General features: G+C 75.5%; 20 protein-coding genes. 14 read left to right on the plus strand and 6 right to left on the minus strand.

What is annotated here, in order from left to right:
• Positions 1-29: 29 nt before the first annotated feature.
• Positions 30-608 carry a TetR/AcrR family transcriptional regulator gene (locus BLT39_RS19070; RefSeq protein WP_091067730.1) on the plus strand — a complete coding sequence of 193 codons (579 nt, stop codon included), beginning with the start codon at positions 30-32 and terminating at the stop codon, positions 606-608.
• Here BLT39_RS19070 and BLT39_RS19075 read toward each other — a convergent pair.
• Both BLT39_RS19075 and ggh read right to left on the minus strand, forming a co-directional pair.
• The gene (locus tag BLT39_RS19075) at positions 605-1639 is read right to left on the minus strand and encodes a uroporphyrinogen decarboxylase family protein (protein ID WP_091067735.1); all 1035 of its coding nucleotides are present in this window, start codon (positions 1637-1639) and stop codon (positions 605-607) included. The two genes, BLT39_RS19070 and BLT39_RS19075, sit on opposite strands and share 4 nt — an antisense overlap.
• A gap of 24 nt (positions 1640-1663) precedes the next feature.
• A complete protein-coding gene (gene ggh, locus BLT39_RS19080; protein ID WP_109502191.1) occupies positions 1664-3094 on the minus strand; it encodes a glucosylglycerate hydrolase in 1431 nt (476 codons plus the stop codon).
• Between the two features lie 158 nt (positions 3095-3252).
• Here ggh and BLT39_RS19085 point away from each other — a divergent pair, with 158 nt between their 5' ends.
• Positions 3253-4806, plus strand: a complete 1554-nt coding sequence (locus BLT39_RS19085; protein ID WP_207508173.1) for an adenylate/guanylate cyclase domain-containing protein — start codon at positions 3253-3255, stop codon at positions 4804-4806.
• Positions 4807-4813: 7 nt separating this feature from the next.
• Positions 4814-7603 carry an FAD-binding and (Fe-S)-binding domain-containing protein gene (locus BLT39_RS19090; protein WP_091067739.1) on the plus strand — a complete coding sequence of 930 codons (2790 nt, stop codon included), beginning with the start codon at positions 4814-4816 and terminating at the stop codon, positions 7601-7603.
• A 12-nt stretch (positions 7604-7615) separates the two neighbouring features.
• Here the strand turns inward: BLT39_RS19090 and BLT39_RS19095 are convergent, their stop codons facing one another.
• The gene (locus tag BLT39_RS19095; RefSeq protein WP_091067743.1) at positions 7616-8623 is read right to left on the minus strand and encodes a potassium channel family protein; all 1008 of its coding nucleotides are present in this window, start codon (positions 8621-8623) and stop codon (positions 7616-7618) included.
• Between the two features lie 67 nt (positions 8624-8690).
• A complete protein-coding gene (locus BLT39_RS19100) occupies positions 8691-10397 on the minus strand; it encodes a class I adenylate-forming enzyme family protein (RefSeq protein WP_165640335.1) in 1707 nt (568 codons plus the stop codon).
• A 232-nt stretch (positions 10398-10629) separates the two neighbouring features.
• On the opposite strand from BLT39_RS19100, the gene BLT39_RS22110 reads away from it, so the two are divergent.
• The 4 genes from BLT39_RS22110 (at position 10630) to BLT39_RS19125 (ending at position 15066) form a co-directional block, all read left to right on the plus strand.
• A complete protein-coding gene (locus tag BLT39_RS22110; RefSeq protein ID WP_131801522.1) occupies positions 10630-11799 on the plus strand; it encodes a hypothetical protein in 1170 nt (389 codons plus the stop codon).
• Positions 11800-11943: 144 nt separating this feature from the next.
• Positions 11944-13305, plus strand: a complete 1362-nt coding sequence (locus BLT39_RS19115) for a sugar porter family MFS transporter (RefSeq protein WP_091067754.1) — start codon at positions 11944-11946, stop codon at positions 13303-13305.
• A gap of 56 nt (positions 13306-13361) precedes the next feature.
• Entirely contained in the window at positions 13362-14126 is a 765-nt protein-coding gene (locus BLT39_RS19120) for a crotonase/enoyl-CoA hydratase family protein (RefSeq protein ID WP_091067757.1), read from the plus strand.
• A 91-nt stretch (positions 14127-14217) separates the two neighbouring features.
• Entirely contained in the window at positions 14218-15066 is an 849-nt protein-coding gene (locus tag BLT39_RS19125; RefSeq protein WP_242658550.1) for a DUF559 domain-containing protein, read from the plus strand.
• 50 nt (positions 15067-15116) lie between these two features.
• Here the strand turns inward: BLT39_RS19125 and BLT39_RS19130 are convergent, their stop codons facing one another.
• Entirely contained in the window at positions 15117-16649 is a 1533-nt protein-coding gene (locus BLT39_RS19130; RefSeq protein WP_242658551.1) for a long-chain-fatty-acid--CoA ligase, read from the minus strand.
• A gap of 118 nt (positions 16650-16767) precedes the next feature.
• Between BLT39_RS19130 and BLT39_RS19135 the strand changes: the two genes are divergently transcribed.
• Positions 16768-17523 (plus strand): 3-hydroxyacyl-CoA dehydrogenase, encoded by a 756-nt coding sequence (locus BLT39_RS19135; protein ID WP_091067764.1) that lies wholly within the window; start codon positions 16768-16770, stop codon positions 17521-17523.
• Here BLT39_RS19135 and BLT39_RS19140 read toward each other — a convergent pair.
• The gene (locus BLT39_RS19140) at positions 17520-18119 is read right to left on the minus strand and encodes a TetR/AcrR family transcriptional regulator (RefSeq protein WP_207508177.1); all 600 of its coding nucleotides are present in this window, start codon (positions 18117-18119) and stop codon (positions 17520-17522) included. The two genes, BLT39_RS19135 and BLT39_RS19140, sit on opposite strands and share 4 nt — an antisense overlap.
• Positions 18120-18215: 96 nt before the next feature.
• Between BLT39_RS19140 and BLT39_RS19145 the strand changes: the two genes are divergently transcribed.
• Genes BLT39_RS19145 through BLT39_RS19170 form a run of 6 tightly spaced genes read left to right on the plus strand, consistent with a single transcriptional unit; the run spans position 18216 to position 24919 of the window.
• Positions 18216-19448 carry an acyl-CoA dehydrogenase family protein gene (locus BLT39_RS19145; protein WP_091067767.1) on the plus strand — a complete coding sequence of 411 codons (1233 nt, stop codon included), beginning with the start codon at positions 18216-18218 and terminating at the stop codon, positions 19446-19448.
• Entirely contained in the window at positions 19445-20422 is a 978-nt protein-coding gene (locus tag BLT39_RS19150; protein WP_091067772.1) for an acyl-CoA dehydrogenase family protein, read from the plus strand. The genes BLT39_RS19145 and BLT39_RS19150 overlap by 4 nt, the downstream gene beginning before the upstream one ends.
• A complete protein-coding gene (locus BLT39_RS19155) occupies positions 20419-21279 on the plus strand; it encodes an enoyl-CoA hydratase-related protein (RefSeq protein WP_091067776.1) in 861 nt (286 codons plus the stop codon). The genes BLT39_RS19150 and BLT39_RS19155 overlap by 4 nt, the downstream gene beginning before the upstream one ends.
• Positions 21280-21315: 36 nt before the next feature.
• Positions 21316-21837 (plus strand): 2Fe-2S iron-sulfur cluster-binding protein, encoded by a 522-nt coding sequence (locus BLT39_RS19160; protein ID WP_091067778.1) that lies wholly within the window; start codon positions 21316-21318, stop codon positions 21835-21837.
• Positions 21834-22847 (plus strand): FAD binding domain-containing protein, encoded by a 1014-nt coding sequence (locus BLT39_RS19165; RefSeq protein ID WP_091067782.1) that lies wholly within the window; start codon positions 21834-21836, stop codon positions 22845-22847. The genes BLT39_RS19160 and BLT39_RS19165 overlap by 4 nt, the downstream gene beginning before the upstream one ends.
• Entirely contained in the window at positions 22844-24919 is a 2076-nt protein-coding gene (locus BLT39_RS19170) for a xanthine dehydrogenase family protein molybdopterin-binding subunit (protein WP_091067785.1), read from the plus strand. The genes BLT39_RS19165 and BLT39_RS19170 overlap by 4 nt, the downstream gene beginning before the upstream one ends.
• The last annotated feature ends 3 nt before the right edge of the window (positions 24920-24922 follow it).

Below are 24922 nucleotides of genomic sequence, written 5' to 3' on the forward strand. Positions count from 1 at the left end.
ACTTGACCGTACACGTCCGAGGAGGCCGGGTGCCCCGACCGCAGGCCTACGCCACCGCCGACGCCGTCCGCGCCGCGCGCGGGGTGTTCTGGGTGCAGGGCTTCGAGGGGGCGTCGGTCCCCGACCTCGAGCGCGCGACCGGGCTGAACCGGTCGAGCATCTACCACGCCTTCGGCAGCAAGCGGGGCCTGTTCGACGCCGCCGTGCAGAGCTACCTCGACGAGGTGGTGCGCCCGCGCCTCGCCGTCCTCACCGGGGCCGAGGTGGCCCCCGACGCGCTGGTGGAGTACCTCACCGGGCTGCGCGCGGCGGTCGCCGCCGGGGACGACCACCCCGACGCGGCCGGCGCCGGGCAGGGGTGCCTGCTGGTCAACACGGCCACCGCGCCGATCGGCGGGGACGCCGCGGTGCGCGCCGTCGTGGCCGGCTACCGGGCCGAGCTGCGGACGGCGTTCGAGCGCGGTGTGCGGGCGCGGTTCCCCGGCCGCGACCCCGCCGAGCTCGCCGACACCCTCACCTCGCTGGTGGTCGCCGCGTTCGCCCTCGCCCGGGTCGACCCCGACGGCGCCGTGCGCTCGCTGGACGTCGCGCTGGCCCAGACGGCCTAGAGCTCCCCGCGCACCAGCTCGGCGGCGGTGACCAGGGCGCGCATCTTGCCGGCGGCGGACTCCCGCGGCAGGTACTTCAGCCCGCAGTCGCTGGACAGCACCAGCTCGGCGACGTCCACGTGGTCCAGCGCGCGGCGCACCCGGTCGGCGATCACCACCGGCGTCTCGACCTCGGGCGTGGACAGGTCCAGCACGCCCAGGGCGATGCCCTTGCCGCGCAGCGGCTCCAGCGTCGCCGGGTCGAGGTGGGACTGCGCGGTCTCCACCGACACCGCGTCGCAGGCGACGTCGGCGAGCTCGGGCAGGAAGGAGTAGCCGTCCGGTCGCTGCGCGACCATCGCGGCGTAGCCGAAGCACAGGTGCACGTGGGTGGTGCCCGCCGCGCCCGCCAGCGCCCGGTTCAGCGCCTCGACCCCGTACTGCCGGGCGACGTCGGGCCGGGCCTGCAGCCACGGCTCGTCGAGCTGGACGACGTCGGCGCCGGCGGCGAACAGGTCGGCGATCTCCAGGCGCACCACGTCGGCGTAGGCCAGCGCCAGCTCGCGGTCGCTGCCGTAGTGGTCGTCCTGGGCCTGCTGCGCCATCGTGAACGGCCCCGGGACGGTGATCTTCACGGCCCGGTCGGTGTGCGCGCGCAGGAACCGGACGTCGTCGGCCTGCACCGGCCGCGGCCGGGTGATCGGGCCGACCACGCGGGGGACCGGGATGTCCAGGCCCGACCGGTTGCGCACCGTCCCCGGGTGGTCGAGGTCGATGCCCTCGAGCGCCGTGGCGAAGTGGTTGGAGTAGGACTCCCGCCGGACCTCGCCGTCCCCGACGATGTCCAGGCCGGCCTCCTCCTGGGCGCGGATGGTGACCAGGGTGGCGTCGTCCTGCGCCTCGGCCAGCCGGTCGGCGGGGATCCGCCACAGCTCGGCGGCCCGCACCCGGGGCGGGAACTGGTGGCCCAGCCGGTCGCGGTCGATCAGCCAGTCGGGCTGGGGCAGGCTCCCGACGACGGTGGTGGGCAGCGCCGGCAGCGGACGTGGCATGCCGGTGATCCTGCCGCAGGGACGTCAGGCCGGGCGCGGCGAGCGGCGACCGGCGGGGGTGACGGCGGGGAGCTCGGTGGTCAGCAGGCGGACGTGCCGGCGCCGGCCGGGACGGCGGGCGGCCAGGAAGTCCAGCGCGATCGCCGCCGTCCAGGACTGGTCCTTGGAGCCGAGCTGCTCGCCGGTCAGCGGCTCGTAGTACTCGGCGAAGTCGCAGTCGACCAGCTGCGCGAGCCCGGCCAGCCGCAGCGCGTTGGCCGCCTCCTGCTCCCCGGACCGGTTCAGCGCCCAGGCCATCAGCCAGTTGAGCACCGGCCACTGCGGCCCGCGCCAGTACGTGCGCTCGCGGAACGCCGGCGAGGCCGGGGACACCGAGGGGACGACGGGCCAGCGCAGCCGGGAGTGCCCGCACCAGCGGGGGCCCAGCAGCAGGTCGCGCTGACGGCGCAGCAGCGCCTCGTCGCCCCCGCAGACCAGCGGGGCGAAGCCGGCCGCGGAGTCCACCGACAGGTACTCACCGGTCCGCAGGTCGAGGTCGCGGGCGAGGTCGGTGGCCGGGTCGACCGAGCGCAGCACGCCGGTGCGGAACCGCCGGGCGATGGCGCGGGACTCCTCGATGCCGGCCGGGTCGGCGCCGAGCTCGGTGCCCATGTCGGCCAGCAGGTCCGACGCCGCCGCCAGCAGCGCCGACACCAGGACGTCGCCGACCACGAAGTCCCCGGTGGCCCGGTACGCGGCGTCGTCGTAGCGGGCGCGCACCTTCTGCTCGACCAGCCAGAGGTAGCGGGCGTACTCCGCGTCGCTGGGCCGCTGGGAGGGGTCGGACACGTGCGCGAGGTCCCGGCGCACGAACGGCGGCATCGGACCGGGCACCACCCGCGAGTAGGGGGAGTCCCAGCGCGGGGAGTCGTCCATCCCGGACTCCCACCCGTGGTGGATCTCCACCAGGCCGTGGCGGTGCGGGTCGCGGGCGGTGGCCAGGTAGCGGTGCCAGGCCAGCCAGCGGGGGAAGGTCTCGACGACGAAGGCCTCGCACAGCTCCTGGTCCACGCCGCCCCGTCGGCGGGCGTCGTGCAGGATCCGGGAGAGCGCGATGACGTGGATCGGCGGCTGGGTGATGCCGCTGGTCGGCACCCCGACCGGCCGGGCGGCCGCGACCTGGGTGCGCCAGCGGTCCGGGTCGGGGAAGTAGTCGCTGGGGGAGTGGAACATGATGTGCGGGATCATCCCGGTCGTCCACTGCCCGCTCAGCAGCGTGCGCAGCTCGTCCAGGGCCCGCGGCACCGAGACCGTGGCGATGCCGAGCGCGACGAACCCGGCGTCCCAGCTCCACATGTGCGGGTAGAGCGTGGGCGAGGCGACGGTGAACCGGCCGCGGTCGTTGGCCCTGAGCACGTAGCCCGCCCGCCCGGCCATGAGCGCGATGTCGACCGGGGTGGGGTGCTGGACGGCCATGACCCATCCTCACCGGCGGGCCCGCCCGGCGGTAGAGGTGCGCGTCACCACCCGGGCGGGGCGGGTGGGCTGGTGCGCGGGGGCCCCGCCGGGCACCGTGTGCCGGTGCGCAGTGTCCCCGGGCCCGGTCGCTCGTTGACCCGTGCTGTGAGGGCTGCTTGATCACCACCGTGCTGCGGGGCGTGCGCGCGCTGCCGCCGGCGCTGCTGCGCGTCGTCGTCCCGGGGATCCGCCGGGTGGTGCCCGCCGACCGGGTGGTCGCCCCCGGCATCGCGCTGCTGGTGGTGGCGGCCAACGTCGTCGGTGCCGGAGTGGTCACCGTGCTGCTGCTGGGCGTCAACGGCGGCAGCGACGCGGAGTCCCCGACCGGCCGGCTGGTCACCGGCATCGTCGGCGCGGGCTACCTGCTGCTGGCGATCCCGGTCGGCGTCGTCCTCGGCCTGCACAAGCACCGCCGCACCAACCGGTGGCTGTGGGCCGGGCGCGCCCCCACCCCCGAGGAGGTCGTGCTGGCCCTGCGGATGCCCGGGGACGTCGCGAAGCTGGTGGCCTGGGTCTGGGCGGTGGCCGCGGTCGGGCTGGGCGTGGTGTCGGCCGCGGTCTACCCGCAGGCGCTGGTCGGGCTGCGGATCGGCATCTCCGTCGTCCTCGGCGGGGTGGTCACCGCCGGCGTCACCTACCTGCTGGTCGCCCGGGCCGCCCGGCACGTCACCGCCCGCGCGCTGGCCGCCCAGCCGCCCGACCAGCCCCGCACGCTCAGCGTCCGCCGCCGCCTGCTGCTCACCTGGGGCCTGACCAGCGGCGTGCCGATGCTGGGCCTGATCCTGCTGGTCATCGACCCGACCGGCCAGGGCACCCCGGGCCGCTTCACCGCCATCTTCCTGCCCGGCGTGGCGCTGGTCGTCGGCCTGCTCGCCACGCTGCTGCTGGCCCGCGGCGTCGGCACGCCGCTGCGCGAGCTGCGCCGCGCGGTGCAGCGCATCGGCGAGGGCGAGACCGACGTCCGGGTGGTCGTCGACGACGCCGGGGAGATCGGGCTGCTGCAGAACGGCGTCAACACCATGGCCAGCGGGCTGGCCGAGCGGGAGCGGCTGCGCGACCTCTTCGGCCGGCACGTCGGCGCCGACGTCGCCGCCCGCGCCCTGTCCGACGGCGTCGAGCTGGGCGGGGAGACCCGCACGGTGGCCGCGCTGTTCGTCGACGTCGCCGGCTCCACCGGGCTGGCCGAGCGGCTGGGCCCGCAGGAGATGGTCGGGCTGCTCAACCGGTTCTTCGCCGTCGTCGTCGACGCCACCTCCGCCGAGGGCGGGCTGGTCAACAAGTTCGAGGGCGATGCCGCGCTGTGCGTGTTCGGCGCGCCGCAGCCGCTGCCCGACGCGGCCGGTGCCGCGCTGCGGGCGGCGCGGGCGATCTGCACCGCGGTCGCCGCGGCCGGCGAGGTGGAGGTCGGCGTCGGGGTGGCGTGGGGGGACGTCGTCGCCGGCCAGATCGGGGCGGACAGCCGCTCGGAGTACACCGTCATCGGCGACGCGGTGAACACCGCCGCCCGGCTGACCGAGCTGGCCAAGGACCACGCCGGCCGTGCGGTGGCCAGCGACGCCGCCGTGCAGGCCGCCGACGCCGGCGAGCGCGTGCACTGGGTGGCCGGCGAGGAGGTCGTGCTGCGCGGCCGCTCCGAGCCGACCCGGCTGTGGGTGCTCGCCGGGGGATGATCGACCCGTGCCGGGCTTCGAGGACGACCTGCGGGCCCGGTTCGGCGACCTCGCGCGGGACGACGGCCTGGCCCGCGCGGTCTTCTCCACCGACGCCTCGAACTACCGGGTGCCCCCGCGCGCGGTGCTGCAGCCCCGCACCCGCGCCGACGTCGTCGACGCCGTCGCGCTGGCCGCCGCGCACGGCGTCCCGGTCACCCCGCGGGGCGGTGGCACCTCCTGCGCCGGCAACGCCGTCGGCCCCGGCCTGGTCCTCGACTGCTCCCGGTACCTGGACCGGGTGCTGGCGGTGGACCCGGTGGCCCGCACCGCCACCGTGCAGCCAGGCGTCGTGCTCACCGACCTGCAGGCCGCCGCCGCGCCGCACGGTCTGCGCTTCGGCCCCGACCCCTCCACCGCCTCCCGCGCCACCCTCGGCGGACTGATCGGCAACAACGCGTGCGGCCCGCACGGGCTGTCCTACGGCCGCACCGCCGACAACGTCGTGGAGCTGACCTGGCTCACCGGCGACGGCCGGGTCGTCACCGCGGGCTCGGGCCCCGGCGCGCTGGACGCCGTCCCCGGGCTGGCCGGCTTCGTCCGCGACCACCTCGGCGTCGTCCGCACCGAGTTCGGCCGCTTCGCCCGGCAGATCTCGGGCTACTCCCTGGAGCACCTGCTGCCGGAGAACGGGTCGTCGCTGGCCGCCGCGCTGGTGGGCACCGAGGGTACCTGCGGGGTGCTGCTGGAGGCCGTCGTCCGCCTGGTGCCGCGGGCGCCGGCCCCCGCGCTGGCGGTGCTGGCCTACCCCGACATGGCCGCGGCCGCCGACGACGTCCCCGCGCTGCTGCCGCTGGCCCCGCTGGCGCTGGAGGGCCTGGACGCCCGGCTGGTCGACGTCGTCCGGCGGGCGCACGGCCGCGTGCCCGACCTGCCCGCGGGCGGCGGCTGGCTGATGGCCGAGCTGGGCGGGGAGACCGCGCAGGAGGCCGTGGACGCCGCGCACCGGTTCGCCGCCGCGTCCGCGGCCCGCGACGTGCGGGTGCTGCCCGCCGGCCCCGCGGCCACCCGGCTGTGGCAGATCCGGGCCGACGGAGCGGGCCTGGCCGGGCGCACCCCGGCCGGCACCCAGGCCTGGCCGGGGTGGGAGGACTCCGCGGTGCCGCCGGAGCGGCTGGGGGACTACCTGCGCGGCCTGGAGGCGCTGATGGCCGACGAGGACGTCACCGGCCTGGCCTACGGCCACTTCGGCGACGGCTGCGTGCACGTGCGGATCGACTTCCCGCTGCACCTCGGCGGCGGGCCCATGCGCCGGTTCCTGGAGCGCGCGGCGGAGCTGGCCACCGCGCACGGGGGGTCGCTGTCCGGCGAGCACGGCGACGGCCGGGCCCGCTCGGAGCTGCTGCGCACCATGTACTCGGAGCAGGCGCTGGGCGCGATGGCCCGGTTCAAGGGCCTGCTCGACCCGCAGGACCGGATGAACCCCGGTGTCGTCGTCCGGCCCGCCCCGCTGGACGCCGACCTGCGCCGCCCCCGCGCCCTGCCGGTGGTGGCCGCCGACGGGTTCGCGTTCACCGCCGACGGCGGCGACGTCACCGCGGCGCTGCACCGCTGCACCGGCGTGGGCGCCTGCCGGGCCGACCTGCGCGGGCAGGGCGCGTTCATGTGCCCGTCCTCCCTGGCCACCCGGGAGGAGCAGGACTCCACCCGCGGCCGCGCCCGGGCGCTGCAGGAGATGCTGGCCGGCGGGGTCGAGGGCGGCTGGGCGGCCCCGGAGGTGCACGAGGCGCTGGACCTCTGCCTGAGCTGCAAGGCGTGCGCGAGCGACTGCCCGACCGGCACCGACATGGCCACCTACAAGGCCGAGACCCTGCACCGCACCTGGGCCGGGCGGGTCCGCCCGCGGGCGCACTACACGTTCGGCCGGCTCCCGCGGTGGCTGCGGCTGGCCGCCCCGTTCGCCGGTCCGCTGCGGCTGGCCGCGCGGGTCGGCCCGCTGCGCCGCGCGGGGCTGCGGGCGATGGGCGCCGACCCCCGCAGGTCGCTGCCCGACCTGCCGCTGCGGCCCTTCCGCTGGACCCGCACGGCCCGCCGGCGCCGCGCGCCCGCCGGCACCGGGACGCCGGTGCTGCTGTGGGTGGACTCCTTCTCCGACGGCCTCGAGCCCGCGGTCGCGCGCGACGCCGTCGCCGTGCTGGAGGCGGCCGGCTGCGACGTCGTGGTCGCCGAGCCCGGTGCCTGCTGCGGGCTGACGCTGGTGACCACCGGCCAGCTGACCGCCGCCCGCGCCCGGATGCGGCGCACCCTCGCCGTCCTCAACCCGCACGTGCGGGCCGGCCGCGTCGTCGTCGGCCTGGAGCCCAGCTGCACCGCGACGCTGCGCTCGGACCTGGTGGAGCTCCTGCCCGACGACCCGCGGGCCGCCGCGGTGGCCGCCGCCGTCCGCACCGTCGCCGAGCTGCTCACCGAGCTGGACTGGACCCCGCCGGCCGGCGCGGGGGAGCGGCTGCTGGTGCAGCCGCACTGCCACCACCACGCGGTGCTGGGCTTCGACGCCGACCGCGCCCTGCTGGACCGGATGGGCTGCGACGTCGAGCTCTCGGTGGGGTGCTGCGGGCTGGCCGGCAGCTTCGGCATGGAGCACGGCCACCACGACCTGTCGGTGGCCATCGCCCGCGACGGCGTCCTCGCCCGGGCCGCCGAGCACCCCGACCGGGCGCTGCTGGCCGACGGGTTCTCCTGCCGCACCCAGGTGCGCGACCTGGCCGGGCTGCCGGCCCGGCACCTGGTGCAGCTGCTGGCCGACCGGCTGCGCTGAGCCGGACCGCGGTCAGCCGTTCGAGCGGACGACGACCAGCACGTCCTCGCTCTGCAGGGTGCCGATCGCCGGGTCGTCGAAGCGCAGCGTGCGCCCACCCCGGGTCACCGACAGCACCACGTCGCGCAGCTGCCGTGCGCCCATGCCGACCTCGGCGCTGGTGACCGTGCGCTGCGCGAGGTCCAGGCCGTGCCCGGCGGTGAGCAGGTCCTCGACCGCGGCGACCACGCGCGGGGCGTCGGTGGCCAGGCCGAGCAGTCGGCCGGAGGTGGAGGAGGAGGTGATGACCGAGTCGGCCCCGGACTGCCGCAGCAGGCTGGCGTTCTCCTCCTCCCGCACCGAGGCGGTGATCGGCACCGTGGGCGAGAGCTGCCGCACGGTGAGGGTGATGAGGACGGCGGTGTCGTCGCGGTTGGCGGCCACCACCACCGCCCGGGCCTTCTCGATCGAGGTGCGGCGCAGCACGTCGGCGCGGCCGGCGTCGCCGACGATGCCGGTCAGGCCGATGGAGTTGGCCTCGTCGATCGCCGCGGGGCTGGGGTCGACGACGACGATGTGCTCCTTGTCCGTGCCGGCGGCGATGAGGGCGCGGATGGCGCTGCGGCCCTTGGTGCCGTAGCCGCACACGACGACGTGCTGGCGCACGGAGGACCTCCAACGACGGACCCGGAACTCCTCGCGGGAGCGCGCGGTGAGCGCCTCCAGCGTGGTCCCGATGAGGATGAGCAGGAAGAGCACGCGCAGCGGCGTGATGATCAGGATGTTGACCAGCCGGGCGCCGGCGGTGACCGGCGTGATGTCGCCGTAGCCGGTGGTGGAGAGGCTGACCGTGGCGTAGTAGGTCGCGTCCAGCAGCGACAGCTCGCCGCCGTTGTTGTCGCGGTACCCGTCGCGGTCGAAGTACACGATGAGCACGGTCGCCACGAGCACGACCGTGGCGATGACGACCCGCTTGCCGACCTGGCGGACCGGGGACTCCTCGGTGTGCGCGAGCTGCACACCGCCGTGGTCGCTCAGCATGCGGGGATCACGGCAGCGACACTACGCAGCCGCAGGTCAGCGGGCGGGTCGGACACCCCCGTCCGGGTCAGCCCGCCGCCGCCCGCTCCCGGTCGGCCAGCACCCGCTTGAGCACCTTGCCGGCGGGGGAGACCGGGATCGCGTCGGTGAACACGACGGCGCGGACCCGCTTGTACGGCGTCACCCGGTCGTTGACCGCGGCCATGACCGACTCCTCGGTGAGCGCCGAGCCGGCCGCGTCGTCCCGCCGCACCACGTAGGCCACCGGCAGCTCGCCGGCCACCGGGTCCGGCCGGCCGACCACCGCGACCCCGGCCACCCCGGGCACGCCCACCAGGATCTCCTCCAGCTCGCGGGGGAACACGTTGTAGCCCTTGTGCAGCAGCATGTCCTTGGTGCGGTCGACGACGGCCAGGTAGCCGTCCTCGTCCAGCACGCCGACGTCGCCGGAGTGGAACCAGCCCTCGGCGTCGATCGACTGCGCGGTGGCGTCGGGCCGGCCGGCGTAGCCGCGCATCACCTGCGGGCCGCGGATGCACACCTCGCCGCGCTCGCCGACCGGCAGCTCCTCGCCGGTGTCCAGTGCCCGGATGCTGATCTCGGTGTCGGGGACCGGGAGGCCCACCGTGCCCGCTTTGCGCACCGCGGACCGGGCCACCGGGTTGCCGGTGGCCTGCATGGTCACCTCGGTCAGCCCGTAGCCCTCGCCGATGACGGCGCCGGGGAACAGCGCCCGCAGCCGCTCGATGAGCGGGACGGCGAGCGGTGCGGCCCCGCTGGACAGCCCGCGCACGCTGGACAGGTCGGCCTGGTCGATGCCCGGCACCTGCAGCAGCGCCGCGAACACCGGCGGGGCACCGCCGATCGAGGTGACCCGGTGGGCCTCGGCGTCCCGGACGTAGGCGACCGGGTCGAACCGGTCGTGGATGACCACGGTCGCGCCGCTGACCACCTGGCCGTTGAGGTAGCCGATCACGCCCATCGCGTGGAACCACGGCGTCAGGTTGATCGCGCACCCGGTGCCCAGCCGGACCGGGTACTCCTCCAGGTCGCCGACCTGCTCGACGGTGACGTCCCCGTGCCCGTCGCGTGCCGGCACCGACCCCGAGGCCCAGCAGGTCGACTGCAGCACGTTGGTGACCACCTGCCGGTGCGGCAGCTCCACGCCCTTGCTCACCCCGGTGGTGCCGCCGGTGTAGGCCAGGTGCGCCAGGGCGGTGACCGGGTCCAGGGCGGCGTCGCGGTGCGCGTCGGCCGGGTCGGCGTCCAGCAGATCGGCCAGGTCGACGGCGCCCTCGAGCAGCTCGACCGGTGCGTGCGGGTCGGCGACCTGGGCGGGACCGGTGACGACGACGGTGCGCACCGCGGTGTCCCCGAGCGCGGCCCGCACCGCCGGCAGGCAGGCCTCCCAGGTGACGAGCACCCGGGCACCGGAGTCGGTCAGCTGGTGGGCCAGCTCCGTCGGGGTCAGCAGCGGGTTGGTGGGGGAGAAGGTCGCCCCGGCCAGCAGCACGCCGTAGTACACGGGCGGGTACTGCAGGCAGTTGGGCAGGTGCACCGCGACCACGTCGCCGGGCCCGACCCCCTGCCCGGCCAGCCCGGCGGCCACGGCGTTCGCCCGCCGGCCCAGCTCGGCGTAGGTCAGCTCGGTGCCATGGTGCACGAACGCCGTCCGGTTCCCCCAGCGGCGGACCGCTGCACGCAGCAGCGAGCCCACGGGGGCGGTCGGGTAGTCGAGGCTGCGGGGGACGCCGGCGGGCCACAGGTCGCTCACCCGGCCAGCGTGCTCCACGTCACATCCGACGTCGACACCGACCCCGGGAGCGGGTCTCGCCACGACCACGCAGCGTCACGGCTCGCGAGCGACCGGGTGAATCTCGGGCCCGCCAGCCCCGGAACGGGGCCGTTCCGGTGGCTGTGATCCCGCTGTGCTGACACGTTGCGTCACCAACGGGCCGGACAGGCCCCCATCCGTGCCCCGCGAGGGGCCGACGAGAGGTGGTCCCGTGCGGGATCTCGCAGTCCGTTCCGTCGTCGCCGCCATGGTGGGCGCCGGCGTCCTCCTGGGCGGTGCCGGCATCGCCGTCGCCGACACCCCGGGGGCCGACGCCTCCTCCCTGAGCGCCACCTCGACGAGCACCACGACGACGGCCGTCCCGACGACGACGGAGGCGACCACGACGGAGGCGACCACCACGTCGGAGACGACCACCTCGTCCTCGTCCGCGACGGAGACCACCTCGTCGTCCACGGAGACCACCTCGTCGTCCACGGAGACCACCTCGTCGTCGTCGTCGACGGCGACCACGACCTCGTCCCCGTCGACGACCTCGGAGCCGTCGACGACGTCGGAGCCGAGCACGACGACCGGCCCGGGCCAGTCGCCGGGGACCGCGACCGCGCAGCAGGGCTGCCTGGGCGAGGTCACCGTGGTCGTCTCGGGCACCGACATCGCCGAGGGCACCGTCGTCGCCGTCCAGCTGACCGTGGGCGACACGACCGAGACCGTGGAGTCCGAGGTCATCGGCGGCCGCATCGCGGTCCTGGCCACCCCGGAGGCGCTCGAGGGCGTCGAGACCGTCGGCGTGCTGGTGCAGGAGCCCGGCAGCGACGCCGTGTACACCTACGAGGTCCGGGTCCAGCCCCTGACCGACGTGTGCACCGCCGAGGGCAGCATCGCCCTGGCCCGCGACTGCGCCACCCCCGACTCCGTCCTCGCGACGATCGAGGCGTCCGGCCTGACCGCCGGCGGCACCTACGGCATCGCCGTGGTCGGCACCAGCCCGTCGGGCGAGGACGTCGTCCTGGCCAGCGCCGACGTGCTCTCCGAGGACGGCACCCTCGCCGGGACGCTGCCGCTGGTGAGCGCCACCGGCACCGTCCCGCTGGACGGCTTCACCGGTCTGGCGCTGCTGGTCGACGGCCAGGTGTTCGCGTCGGTCGGCGCGACCGAGGCCGTCGTGGGCACCTGCGTGGTCCCGCAGCCGCTGCCCGTCGCCCCGGTCGCCACGGTGCACCCGGTCGCCTCGACCACCCCGGCCGCCGCGGCGCACCCGGCCCAGCCGGCCGCGCTGGCGCAGACCGGTGTGGAGGCCGGCGGCCTGCTGCTGCTGGCCGGCGCGTTCCTGGTGGTCGGTGGCCTGGCCACCCTGCTCGCACGCCGCACCGCGCGCTGATCCCGCGCTGACCGACCGGCCCGGCCCCTCCTGGGGGCCGGGCCGGTCGTGCACGACGGGGTCGTGGGGCTTCGGGTCGCCGAACCCGTGGACCGGGCGCACGATCTTGCTGGTTGAGAGTTGCAACGAGACGGGACACGCACGATGACCAGCACACAAGCCAGCGCCGCGCACCGGCGGGCGGTCACCAAGGCCGCCGCCCTCACCGCGGTCGGTGGCATCCTCTTCGGCTACGACACCGGTGTCATCGGGGGTGTGCTGCCGAACATCAGCAGCGACTTCACCCTCGACACCCCGTTCCTGCAGGGCACGGTGGTGTCCATCCTGCTGGTCGGCGCCGCGGTCGGGGCGCTGGTCGCGGGCCGGGTCGCCGACAGCCTCGGCCGCCGCCGGGCGATCATCATCACCTCGCTGGTCTTCGTCGTCGGGCTGCTGCTCTCGATCGTGGCGCCCGCGTTCTGGGTGCTGCTGCTGTCGCGGTTCCTCATCGGCGTCGGGGTGGGGTCGGCGTCCTTCGTCGTCCCCGTCTACATCGGCGAGATCGCCCCGCCCGAGCGGCGCGGGGCGCTGGTCAGCCTCAACCAGCTGTCGGTGACCATCGGCATCCTGGTCTCCCAGCTCGTCGCCTACTTCCTGGCCGGCAGCGGCGACTGGCGGATCAGCGTGGGCCTGGCTCTGCTGCCCGCCGTCGTCCTGGGCCTGGGCATGGTCCGGGAGCCCGAGAGCCCGGCCTGGCTGGTGCGGCAGGGCCGCGTCGACGAGGCCCGCGAGGTGCTGCGCACGCTGCGGGACTCCGAGGACGCGATCTCCGAGGAGATCGACGACATCCGGGGCACCGCCACCGAGGAGGAGAAGGGGGCCAAGCGCTCGCTGCTAGCGCCCAAGCTGCGCCCGGCCCTGGTGCTGGGCGTGACGCTGGCGATCGTGCAGCAGATCACCGGCGTGAACACCGTCATCTACTTCGCCCCGACCGTGCTGGAGAACGCCGGCCTCGGGTCGCAGGCCGCGCTGCTGGCGCTGCTGGTGGTCGGCCTGACCAACGTGGTCATGACGATCGTGGCCATCAAGGTCATCGACAAGGTCGGCCGGCGTGCCCTGCTCATCTGGGGCATGAGCGGCATGGTCCTGGGCCTCGCGGGTCTGGCGATCGCCTTCCTGTTCGACATCGCCGGTGCCGGCGCGATCGTCACGACCGTGGTGCTGGCCTTCTACGTCGGCTCGTTCGCGGTCAGCCTGGGCCCGGTGGTCTGGCTGCTGATCAGCGAGATCTTCCCGCTGGCGGTGCGCGGCCGGGCCTCCTCGGTGGCCACGATGGCCAACTGGGTGGCCAACTTCGTCGTCGCGGTCAGCTACCTGTCGATCATCGCCGCGATCGGGGAGACCGCCACGTTCGGCCTGTACGCGGTGGTCACCGTGCTGTCCCTGGTCTACGTGGTCAAGGCGGTGCCGGAGACCAAGAACCGCAGCCTGGCCGACATCGAGCGGGAGCTGTCCCCGGCGTCCTGACCGTGCCCTGACGGTCAGGGTTGACTGCCCGGGTCGCACCTGGCAGACATGGCGCCATGACGGACACGGTGCTCGCAGAGGTGGCCGACGGGGTCGGCGTGATCACGCTCAACCGCCCCGAGGCGAAGAACGCGGTCGACCTGGCCACGACGGAGGCCCTGGCCGCCGCGTTCGACGACTTCGACGCCCGGGACGACGTGGCCGTCCTGGTGCTCACCGGGGCGGGCGGGGTGTTCTGCGCGGGGATGGACCTCAAGGCCTTCTCCCGCGGGGAGCGCCCCTCCCTCCCCGGGCGGGGCTTCGCCGGCCTGACGGAGGCGCCCCCGAGCAAGCCCCTGATCGCCGCGGTCGAGGGGTGGGCGCTGGCCGGCGGGTTCGAGCTCGTCCTGGCGTGCGACCTGGTGGTCGCCTCGCGGGAGGCCCGCTTCGGCATCCCCGAGGTGAAGCGCTCGCTGGTGGCGGCCGGCGGCGGGGTGCTGAGGCTGCCCAAGACGCTGCCCTACCAGCGGGCGATGGAGCTGGCGCTGACCGGCGACCCGATGTCGGCCGAGGAGGCGCACCGGTTCGGCCTGGTCAACGCCCTGACCGAGCCCGGCGGTGCGCTGGCCGGGGCGCGCGAGCTGGCCGGGCGCATCGCGGTCAACGGGCCGCTGGCGCTGCGGGCGACCAAGCAGCTGGTGGCCGGCGCCGTCCGCTGGACCGACCGCGACCTGCTCGACCACCAGGCGACGCTGACGGAGTCGGTGTTCTCCTCCGCCGACGCGCAGGAGGGCGCCCGCGCCTTCGCCGAGAAGCGCGCCCCCGTCTGGCGCGGGGTCTGACCACTCGACGGTTGTCCACAGGTCTCGCCCGCGCCGCCCTGATCCCGGGCAGGCTGCGGCTGTGCCCCGACCTCGACGTCCACCCTCGCTGGTGGGTCGGTGGTTCCGCGGCAGCGACGTCGTCGCGAGGGGCCTGCTCACCGCAGGGGAGCTGCGCGGACCGGCGTGGCGGCGGGTGTTCCCGGACGTCTACATCGATGCCGACTGCGAGGTCGACCATGCGCTGCTCGCCCGGATCGCCGCCACGACCGTGGCGCCGGGTGCTGTGGTGACCGGGGTCAGCGCAGCCGTGCTGTGGGGCCTGACCGACCTCGCCGGCGTCGACGACCCGGTCGAGCTCACGGTCGCACCCGGCGCCCGGCGTCCCGCCTGCCCGGGCGTCGTCGTCCGTCGGCGGCCGCTGTCCAGCGCGAGCTCGGTCCGCCGGGGCCAGGTCCTGGTGGCGACGCCCGAGGCGGCGGCGCTCGAGCTGGCCGGTCGGCTCGACCCGGTGGAGGCCGTCGTCCTGCTGGACCGGTGCGTGGCCGAGCGCGTCAGCACGCTGACTGCGCTGCGCCACGCGGCGGCGGAGCTGGTCGGGCGGGGGTGCCGGCGAGCACGCGCAGCCGTCGACCGCGCCGACGGGCTGGCCGGGTCACCCCAGGAGACACGGCTCCGACTGCTCGTCGTCGAGGCGGGGTTGCCCCCGCCGGTGGCGCAGTTCACCGTCCGGGTGGAGGGCAGGTTCGTTGCGCGGGTCGACTTCGCGTGGCCGGACCACCGCGTCGCGCTGGAGTACGAGGGCGCCTGGCACACGACGCAGATCGCTGCCGATCGCCGGCGCATCGAGGCGCTGCAGGCGGCCGGGTGGCGCGTCCTGTTCGTGACGGCCGCCGACCTGCACCACCCGCACACGCTCATCGCCCGGATCCGGGCGGCGCTCGCGTCGAGTGACAGCTGAGAGCTGTGCAGGCGCGGCCGGTACAGCGCTGAGCTGTCAGTCGGTGGGGGTCAGGCCCCGTGGTCCTTGCGGAGCTCGGTCTTGAGGACCTTGCCGCTGGGGTTGCGGGGGAGCGCGCCCACGACGTGGAACTCCCGCGGGCACTTGTAGTGCGCCATCCGCTCCCGGCACCAGGCGGTCAGCTCGGCGGCGGTGGGCGGGGCGGCGGGGTCGCGGGCGGCCAGGACGGCGAGCGGCGCCTCGCCCCAGCGGTCGTCGGGGACGCCGATCAGGGCCACCTCCGCGACGCCGGGGTGCGCGGCCAGCACGTCCTCGACCTCGGCGCAGTAGATGTTCTCCCCGCCGCTGATGATGATGTCCTTCTTGCGGTCGACGACGTAGAAGTAGCCCTCGTCGTCCTGGCGCACCAGGTCGCCGGAGTGGAACCAGCCGCCCTCGAACGCCGCGGCGGTCTCGGCGGGCTTGCCCCAGTACTCGCGCATGACCATGGGGGAGCGGTACACGATCTCGCCGACCTCGCCCCGCGGCACGTCGCGCATCGCCTCGTCGACCACCCGCACCTCGACGTTGAGCATCGGCGTCCCGACCGACCCGATCTTGCGGACGGCGTCCGGACCGCGCAGGAAGCAGGTCACCGGCGAGCACTCGGTCTGCCCGAACGCCGTCACCAGCTCCGCCTGCGGGAAGAGGTCCAGCATCCGCTGCAGCAGCGTGGTCGACGCCGGCGCCGCGCCCCACGAGATGCGCCGCAGCCGGGACAGGTCGCGCTCGGCCAGGTCGGGGACGTCGACGACCGCCTGCCACGCCGCGGGCACGAAGAAGCACGAGGACACCCGCTCGGCCACGATCTCGTCCAGGGTCTCCGCCGGGTCGAAGGAGCCCGAGCGCGTGATCACGAAGGTGCCACCGAGCAGCAGGTTCGGCAGCATCCCGGCGACCGCGGCGATGTGGAACAGCGGGGCGCCGTACAGGGTGACCCGGTCGTCGGGCGCCCAGCCCAGGTGCGTGACGTGGCTGAACGCGTGCATGAGCAGATTCCGGTGGGTGAGCACCGCGCCCTTGGGTCGACCCGTCGTCCCCGAGGTGTACATGAGGAACGCCGCGTCGGTGTCGCCGACCTCGTGCTCGACCGGGGTGGGGTCGGCGGCGGCCAGCGCCGCCTCGTAGTCGGGTCCGACGGTGAGCACGTGCTCGGGCGGGCCGGCCTGCTGCGCGGTCGCCGCGGTGGCGGGGTCGACGACCAGCACCCGGGCGCCGGAGTCGGCCAGCACGTAGGCGACCTCGGCCGGGGCCAGCCGGAAGTTCACCGGGACGGCGACCGCCCCGATGCGTGCCGCTGCCAGGAAGCACTCCACGACCTCGAGCCCGTTGAGGGCCAGCACCGCCACCCGGTCGCCGTGCCGCACGCCCCACCCGGTGAGGACGGCGGCCAGCCGGGTCACCCGCTCGTCGACCTCCGCGTAGCTGCGGCCGGTGCCGGCGAACCGGTAGGCGGCGTCGTCGGGGGTGGTGCGCGCGTGCCGGGCGAGCTGGTCGGCGATGGTCATGCCGCGCCAGCCGCTGTCGTGCCGGGTCTGCTGCACTGCGACTCCTGGAGGGCTCCTCGGACCGGGTGTGGTCGGCGTCATGCTGGCCCGGCCCGTCGGTTACGGTCAACCCTGACTGCCCGGGCTCGCCACGAGCACCGACCGAAGGAGAAGCATGGACGTCACCGACGCCGTCGCCGTCGTCACCGGGGGCGCTTCCGGCCTCGGTCTGGCCACCGCCCGCCGGCTGCGCGAGGCCGGCGCCCAGGTGGTGCTGCTGGACCTGCCCACCTCGGCCGGGGAGTCCGTCGCCGCCGAGATCGGCGCGCACTTCGCCGCCGCCGACGTCACCTCCGAGGAGCAGGTGACCGCCGCGCTGGACCTGGCCACCGAGCTCGGCCCGCTGCGGGTCGCGGTGAACTGCGCGGGCATCGGGAACGGCATCAAGACCGCCGGCAAGAAGGGCGCCTTCCCCCTCGACGCGTTCCAGAAGGTCATCCAGGTCAACCTGGTCGGCACCTTCAACGTCATCCGGCTGGCCGCCCAGCGGATGCTGTCGGTGGAGCTGCAGGGCGAGGAGCGCGGCGTCGTCGTCAACACCGCCTCGGTCGCGGCCTTCGACGGCCAGATCGGGCAGGCGGCCTACTCGGCGTCCAAGGGCGGCATCGTCGGCATGACGCTGCCGATCGCCCGCGACCTGGCCGGCGAGGCCATCCGGGTGGTCACGATCGCTCCAGGTCTGTTCAACACCCCGCTGCTGGCCGGGTTGCCCGAGGAGGCCAAGGCCTCCCTCGGCGCCCAGGTGCCGCACCCGGCGCGGCTCGGCGAGCCCGACGAGTACGGCCAGCTGGTGGCGCACGTCGTGGCCAACCCGATGCTCAACGGCGAGGTCATCCGCCTCGACGGCGCCATCCGGATGGCACCCCGCTAACCGAGCATCTGGCGGGCCAGGTCCTTCCAGATGGCCAGGTGCGGGTCGGTGGCGGCGGGGCGGTCCTCGAAGGAGTAGGCGATCGCCACGCCGCGCATGGAGGTGAACAGCAGCTCGCGCAGCACCGGGTAGCGCGGGGACGCGACCGCGGCCGGCCCCCAGATCCGGTCGGCCGCGGCGCGGATCGCCTGGTTGATCCGGCGCTCCTCGGGGGCCAGCGCCGCGCGCAGCGCCTGGTCGGTGCGGGCGGCGTTCCACAGCTCCATCGCGGCCCAGAACGGCGGCTTCTGGAACAGCGCCCAGTTCAGCTCCACGCACCGCTCGACCCGCTCGACCGGGTCGGCGACGTCGAGCTGCTCGGCCTGGTCGGCGGCCTCGGCCAGCATCTCGTTGACCAGGTGCGAGGCAGCGGCGACCAGCAGCTCCTCCCGGCTGGGGAAGTGGTGCAGCAGCCGGCCGCGGGACACCCCGGCCCGCGCCTGCACCGCCAGCGTCGAGGCCCCGGCGTACCCGTCGGACACCAGGCAGGCGACCGCGGCGTCCAGGATCAGCGCGCGGCTGTCGGCGGTGCGTTCGCTCCGGCTGCGGGTCTCCACGGGACGAGCCTAGCCGCCGGGCAGTCAGGGTTGACCGTTCGTGCACCCGACCGGAGGATGCGGACGACCACCCTCACCGACGAGAGGTGCCACCCCGTGGACTTCGACGACACCCCCGACGAGGCCGCCTACCGGGCCCGCGTGCGGGCCGCGCTGGCCGAGCACGCCGACGAGCTCGTGCACCTCGACGCCGGGGAGGAGGCCGCCGACCCGCGCGAGCAGGAGCAGGCGCTGCGCCGCACCCAGCGCGTGCTGGCCGAGGCGGGTCTCGTCGGGGTCGCGTGGGCCGCCGAGCACGGCGGGCAGGGCGGCAGCCTCGCCCAGCAGGCGATCGTCGGGCAGGAGCTGGCCCGCGCCCGGGTGCCCAGCCTGATCAACCACATCGGCATCGGCATGTGCGGACCCACCGTCATCGCGCACGGCACCCCCGAGCAGCACGAGAGGTACCTGGCGCGGCTGCTGCGCGCCGACGACGTGTGGTGCCAGCTGTTCAGCGAGCCGGCCAGCGGCTCGGACCTCGCCGCGCTGCGCACCACCGCCGTGCGCGACGGCGAGGACTGGGTGGTCAACGGCCAGAAGGTCTGGACGACGCTGGCTCACGTCGCCGACTTCGGCATCCTGCTGGCCCGCACCGACCCCGGGCGGCCCAAGCACGCCGGGCTGACCATGTTCGTCCTCGACATGCACGCCCCCGGGGTGACGGTGCGGCCGTTGCGCCAGATGGGTGGCCAGTCGGACTTCAACGAGGTGTTCCTCGACGACGTCCGCATCCCCGACGGCGAGCGGCTCGGCGAGCCCGGCGAGGGCTGGCGGGTCGCGCTGACCACCCTGCTCAACGAGCGGGTCGCGGTCGGCGGCGGCGGCAACGACCTCGGCCTGTCGGTCGAGGCGCTGGCCCGGCTGGCCGCCGACCGGCTCCCCGGGCTGCCCGCCGACCGGCAGGTGCTGGCCCGGCAGGCGCTGGGCCGGGCCGCCGTCGCCGCGCTGGCCAACCGGTACACCGGCTACCGCCGGCTCACCGCGATCAGCCAAGGCGGCCTGCCCGGGCCCGAGGCCAGCGCCGGCAAGCTCGCCGGCACGGCCGCGGCGAAGCTCGTCGCCGACGCCGGGGTCCGGCTGCTCGGGGACGACGCCGTCTTCGCCGTCGGCCCGGGGGACGACGACGCCGGCCGGTGGCAGCGCAACCAGGCCTGGCTGCCGGGCATCGCGATCGCCGGCGGCACCGACGAGGTGCTGCGCAACATCGTCGGCGAGCGGGTGCTCGGCCTGCCGCCGGAGCCCCGCGAGGACAAGCACCGCCCCTTCCACGCCACCGGGAGCCGGGCGTGAACTTCGACCTCGACACCGACCAGCTCGACGCCGCCGCCGGCGCCCGGCAGTTCTTCGACGGCGAGGCGGGCCCGGCCCGGGCCCGTGCCGCGCTGGAGGGCGGGCCGCTGGCCCCCGGCCGGCCGGCGCTGGCGGGCATCGGCTTCCTCGGCATCACCGTCCCCGAGGCCGCGGGCGGGGCGGGCGGGTCGGTGCTCGACCTGGCCGTGGTCGCCGAGCAGGCCGGCGCCGTCCTCGCCGGGCCGTCGCTGGTCACCGCCGCCCGGGCCGCCGTCCTGCTCGCCGACCAGCCCGACCTGGCCGCGGCGCTGGCCGACGGGTCGCGCGCGTTCTGCGTCGTCGACGGCGACCACCCCGCCCTGGACGCCGTCGGGGCCGACACCTTCCTCGCCCTGGTCGACGGCGACCTGGTGGTGGGCGGGGGCGACGTGGTCACCGGCCAGCCGATGGACGCCACCCGGGGCCTCGGCGTGGTCACCCTGACCGGCACCCGGGTGCTCGTGCCCGACGCGGCCGAGCGCTGGGCGCGGGCCCGGGACGTCGCCGTCGTCGCGCTGGCCGCCGAGGACCTCGGCACCGCCGCCCGGGCCGTCGAGGTCGGGGTCGGCTACGCCCGGGAACGGGAGGCCTTCGGCCGGGCGATCGGCTCCTACCAGGCGGTCAAGCACGCCCTGGTCGACGCCTGGGTCGGCGTCGAGCAGCTGCGGTCGCTGGTCTGGTGGGCGGCCTGGGCCGCCGATGCCGCTCCGGGCGAGCTGCCGCTGGCCGCCGCGTCGGCCGGCGCGTTCGCCGCCGAGACCCTCGAGCGGGCCGCCGAGACCTGCATCCAGGTGCACGGCGGCACCGGGTTCACCTGGGAGCACGACGCGCACCTGTACTGGCGGCGGGCCAAGGTCGACCGGCTGCTGCTGGGCGACACCGCCGAGCACCAGGACGTCGTCGCCGGGCTCGTGCTCGCCGGGGCGCTGTCGTGAGCGACTGGCAGCAGGTCTCCTACGCCGTGGACGGCGGGGTCGCGACGCTGACCCTGGACCGCCCGGAGCGCCGCAACGCCTACACCACGGTGATGGCGCGCGAGCTGGCCGAGGTCGCCGCGGTGGCCGACGCCGACGACGCCGTCCGGGTGCTGGTGGTGACCGGCGCGGGCAAGGACTTCTGCGTCGGCGCCGACCTCGCCGGTGCGGGCACCTTCGACCGCAGCGCGCAGGCCGCCGACGCCGGCACCATCGACGGGGTGGCCCGCGACTGGGGCGCCATCGGCGCGCTGCCCTTCGCGGCGCTGCGCAAGCCGGTGATCGCCGCGATCCGGGGTGCGGCGGTCGGCATCGGCGCCACGATGACCCTGCCGATGGACATCCGGATCGCCTCGGACACCGCCCGGTTCGGGTTCGTCTTCACCCGCCGCGGCATCGTCCCGGAGGCCGCGTCCAGCTGGTTCCTGCCGCGGGTGGTCGGCATCAGCCAGGCGATGGAGTGGGTGGCCACCGGCCGGGTGTTCGGTGCCGAGGAGGCGCTGCGCGGCCGGTTGGTGTCCCGCGTCGTCCCCGACGACGAGCTGCTGGGCACCGCCTACGGCATCGCGCACGAGATCGCCGACCACACGTCGGGGGTCTCGGTGGCCACCAGCCGGCAGCTGCTCTGGTCGATGCTGTCGGCGCCCAGCCCCTGGGACGCGCACCGCGCCGAGTCCCGCGCCCTGGTCGAGCTGGGGTCCGGGCCGGACGCCGCCGAGGGCGTCGCGTCGTTCCTGGAGAAGCGGCCGGCGGACTTCCGCGCCCCGCTGGACGGCGTGGGCCTCGGCTGGCCCGCGCCCCCGGAGGACCTCGCCTAGGGGTTGGCGACGCGTCGCGCGGGGCAACGACCCGTTGTGGACCACCAGATCACCCTCCAGGTCGACGGCGAGCGCTCGGCGCTCACCGTGGACACCCGCACCTCGTTGCTCGACGCGCTGCGCGAGCGGCTGGGCACCACCAGCGCCAAGAAGGGCTGCGACCACGGCCAGTGCGGCGCCTGCACCGTGCTGCTGGACGGGCGGCGGGTGAACAGCTGCCTGGTGCTGGCGGTGACCGCCGAGGACCAGGAGGTGACCACGTCGGACGGGCTGGCCGCCGACGGGCCGCACGCCCTGCACGAGGCCTTCGTCGACCACGACGCCTACCAGTGCGGCTACTGCACCCCCGGCCAGATCACCTCCGCCGCGGGCGTGCTGGCCGAGGCCGCGCAGGGCTGGCCGAGCGCGGTCACCGAGGACCTCACCGCCGAGCGCACCGAGCTCACCGACGCCGAGATCCGGGAGCGGATGAGCGGCAACCTGTGCCGCTGCGCCGCCTACGCGAACATCGTCCCCGCGGTCGCCGACGTCGCCGCGGCGCAGGGGGTCCGGGCGTGAGGGAGTTCCGGTACGAGAAGGCCACCGACCCGGCCGGCGCGGTCGCGCTGCTCGCCGACGCGCCCGAGGGCGCCTACCTGGGCGGCGGCACCAACCTGGTCGACCTGATGCGCCTCGGGGTGGCCACCCCCGACGTGCTCGTCGACGTCCGCCGGCTGACCTCGGACCAGGTCGAGGAGCTGCCCGACGGCGGCCTGCGGATCGGTGCCGCGGTGCCCAACGCCGACCTCGCCGCCGACCTGCGGGTGCGGCAGCGCTACCCGCTGCTGGCCCAGGCGCTGCTGGCCGGCGCCTCCGGGCAGCTGCGCAACCGCGCCACCACCGGGGGCAACCTGCTGCAGCGCACCCGCTGCACCTACTTCACCGACACCACCCAGCCCTGCAACAAGCGCGCCCCCGGCTCGGGCTGCGGCGCGGTCACCGGGCTGCACCGCAACCACGCCGTCCTCGGCGCCACCGACGAGGGTCCGGACTCCCCGCACACCTGCGTGGCCACCCACCCCTCCGACCTGGCCGTCGCGCTGCGCGCGCTGGACGCCGAGGTGCGGGTGCTCGGGCGCGACGGCGAGCGCACCGTGGCGATGGCCGACCTGCACCGGCTCCCCGGCGAGGACCCCGCGCGGGACACCACCCTGGCCCACGGCGAGCTGATCACCGCGATCGACGTCCCCGGCCTGCCGTGGGCGGTGCGCTCCCGCTACCGCAAGGTCCGCGACCGGGCCTCCTACGCCTTCGCACTGATCAGCGTCGCCGCCGCGATGGACCTGGACGGCTCGACCGTCCGCGACGTCCGCATCGCGCTGGGCGGCGTGGCGCACGCGCCGTGGCGGGCCACCGTCGCCGAGGACGCGCTGCGCGGTGGCCCGGCCACCGAGGAGGCGTTCACCGCCGCCGCCGAGGCGGAGCTCGCCGCGGCCCACCCGCTGCCCGACAACGCCTTCAAGGTCCCGATGGCCACCAGCACCCTCGTCCGCACGCTGCTCCAGATCTCCGCGGAGGCCCGCGCATGACCACCACCGAGCGCGCCGTCGGGTCCGACGTCCGCCGCATCGACGGCCCGGACAAGGTCCGCGGCCGCGTCCCCTACGCCTACGAGCACGAGCTGGGCGCCCAGTCGGTCTTCGTCGCGATCGTGCAGTCGCCGGTCGCCCGCGGCCGGGTCACCTCGATCGACGCGTCGGCGGCCGAGGCCGTGCCCGGGGTCCTCGCCGTCCTCACGCACGAGAACGCACCCCGGCTCGGTGACGTCGCCGAGGAGATCCTGGTGCTGCAGTCGCCGGTCGTGCAGTACGCCGGCGAGCCGGTGGCCGTCGTGGTCGCCGAGACCTCGGAGGTCGCCCGGGACGCCGTCGGCCGGGTGCGGGTGGACTACGAGTCGGCCGACCCGGACGTCGTCCTGTCGGTCGACCGCGACGACCTGTACCCGCCGGAGCAGCTGATGGCCGGGTTCGAGACCGACTCGGTGATCGGGGACGTCGACGCGGCCCTGGCCGAGGCGCCCGTGACGGTCGACGTCGTCTACGAGACGCCCAACCAGCACAACAACCCGATCGAGATGCACGCGACGGTGGCCCGGTGGGACGGCGACGTGCTGCGCATGTGGGACGCCAACCAGGGCCCGCACAACCTGGTGCCGGTGATCACCGAGGCGTTCGGGATCACCGAGGACCAGCTGCACATCACCTCGCCCTACGTCGGCGGGGCCTTCGGGTCGAAGGCCTACACCCACGTGCACCAGCTGCTGGCCGGGATGGCGGCCAAGGTCACCGGGCGCACGGTGAAGCTCGAGCTCACCCGGCAGCAGATGTTCAGCCTGGTCGGCCACCGCACGCCGACCATCCAGCGGCTGCGGCTGGGGGCGCGGCCCGACGGCACGCTGACCGCGATCAGCCACGAGGTCGTGGAGCACACCTCGCAGAACGCCGAGTTCGCCGAGCAGACGGCCACGGCCACCCGGCTGATGTACTCCGCGCCCGCCCGCCGGACCACGCACCGGCTGGCCAAGCTCGACGTCCCCGCGCCGACGATCATGCGGGCGCCGGGGGAGGCGCCGGGCATGTACGCGCTGGAGTCGGCGATGGACGAGCTGGCGGCCGAGCTGGGCATGGACCCGGTAGAGCTGCGGCTGCGCAACGAGCCCGACCGCGACCCCGAGCGCGACGTCCCGTGGAGCACCCGCAACCTGGTGGCCTGCCTGACGCAGGGCGCGGAGCGCTTCGGCTGGGCCGGCCGCGACCACCGCCCCGGCGTCCGGGAGGACGGCCGCTGGCTGGTCGGCACCGGGGTGGCCGCGGCGACCTACCCGACCCGCCGCCGTCCCTCGCAGGCCCGGATCGAGGCCGTCGCCGGCAAGCCCTACGTCGTGTCCATCGACGCCTCCGACATCGGCACCGGCGCCTGGACCACGCTGACCCAGATCGCCGCCGACGCCCTCGGCGTGCCGATGGACCAGGTGCGGCTGCGGATCGGCGACAGCCGGCTGCCCCAGGCCTCGGGCGCGGGCGGGTCCACCGGCATCACGTCCTGGGGCCCGGCGATCATGGCCGCGGCGCAGGAGCTGCACGACCGGTTCGGCGGCCAGGTGCCGGCCGACGGCGTCACCGTCACCGGCTCCTCGGGCCCCGGCGACGAGGCCGAGCAGCTGTCCAGCCACGCCTTCGGCGCGCACTTCGCCGAGGTCCGGGTCGACCGCGACACCGGCGAGGTCCGGGTGCCCCGGATGACCGGGGTGTTCGCGGTCGGCCGGGTCATCAACACGGTGACGGCGCGCTCGCAGCTGCTCGGCGGGATGACCATGGGCCTGTCGATGGCGCTGCACGAGGAGTCCGTGCTCGACGAGCGCCGGGGGCACTACGCCAACCACGACCTGGCCGAGTACCACATCGCGGCCAACGCCGACGTCGGCGAGGTGGACATCGCCTGGGTGGACGAGGTCGACGACGCGCACAACCCGCTGGGCGCCAAGGGCATCGGCGAGATCGGCATCGTGGGGTCGGCCGCGGCCATCGGCAACGCCTACTGGCACGCCACCGGGCGGCGGGTGCGCGACCTGCCGATCACGCCCGACAAGTGGTTCCGCTAGGGG

It is taken from the genome of Klenkia brasiliensis, from assembly GCF_900100695.1.
Taxonomy (GTDB): domain Bacteria; phylum Actinomycetota; class Actinomycetes; order Mycobacteriales; family Geodermatophilaceae; genus Klenkia; species Klenkia brasiliensis.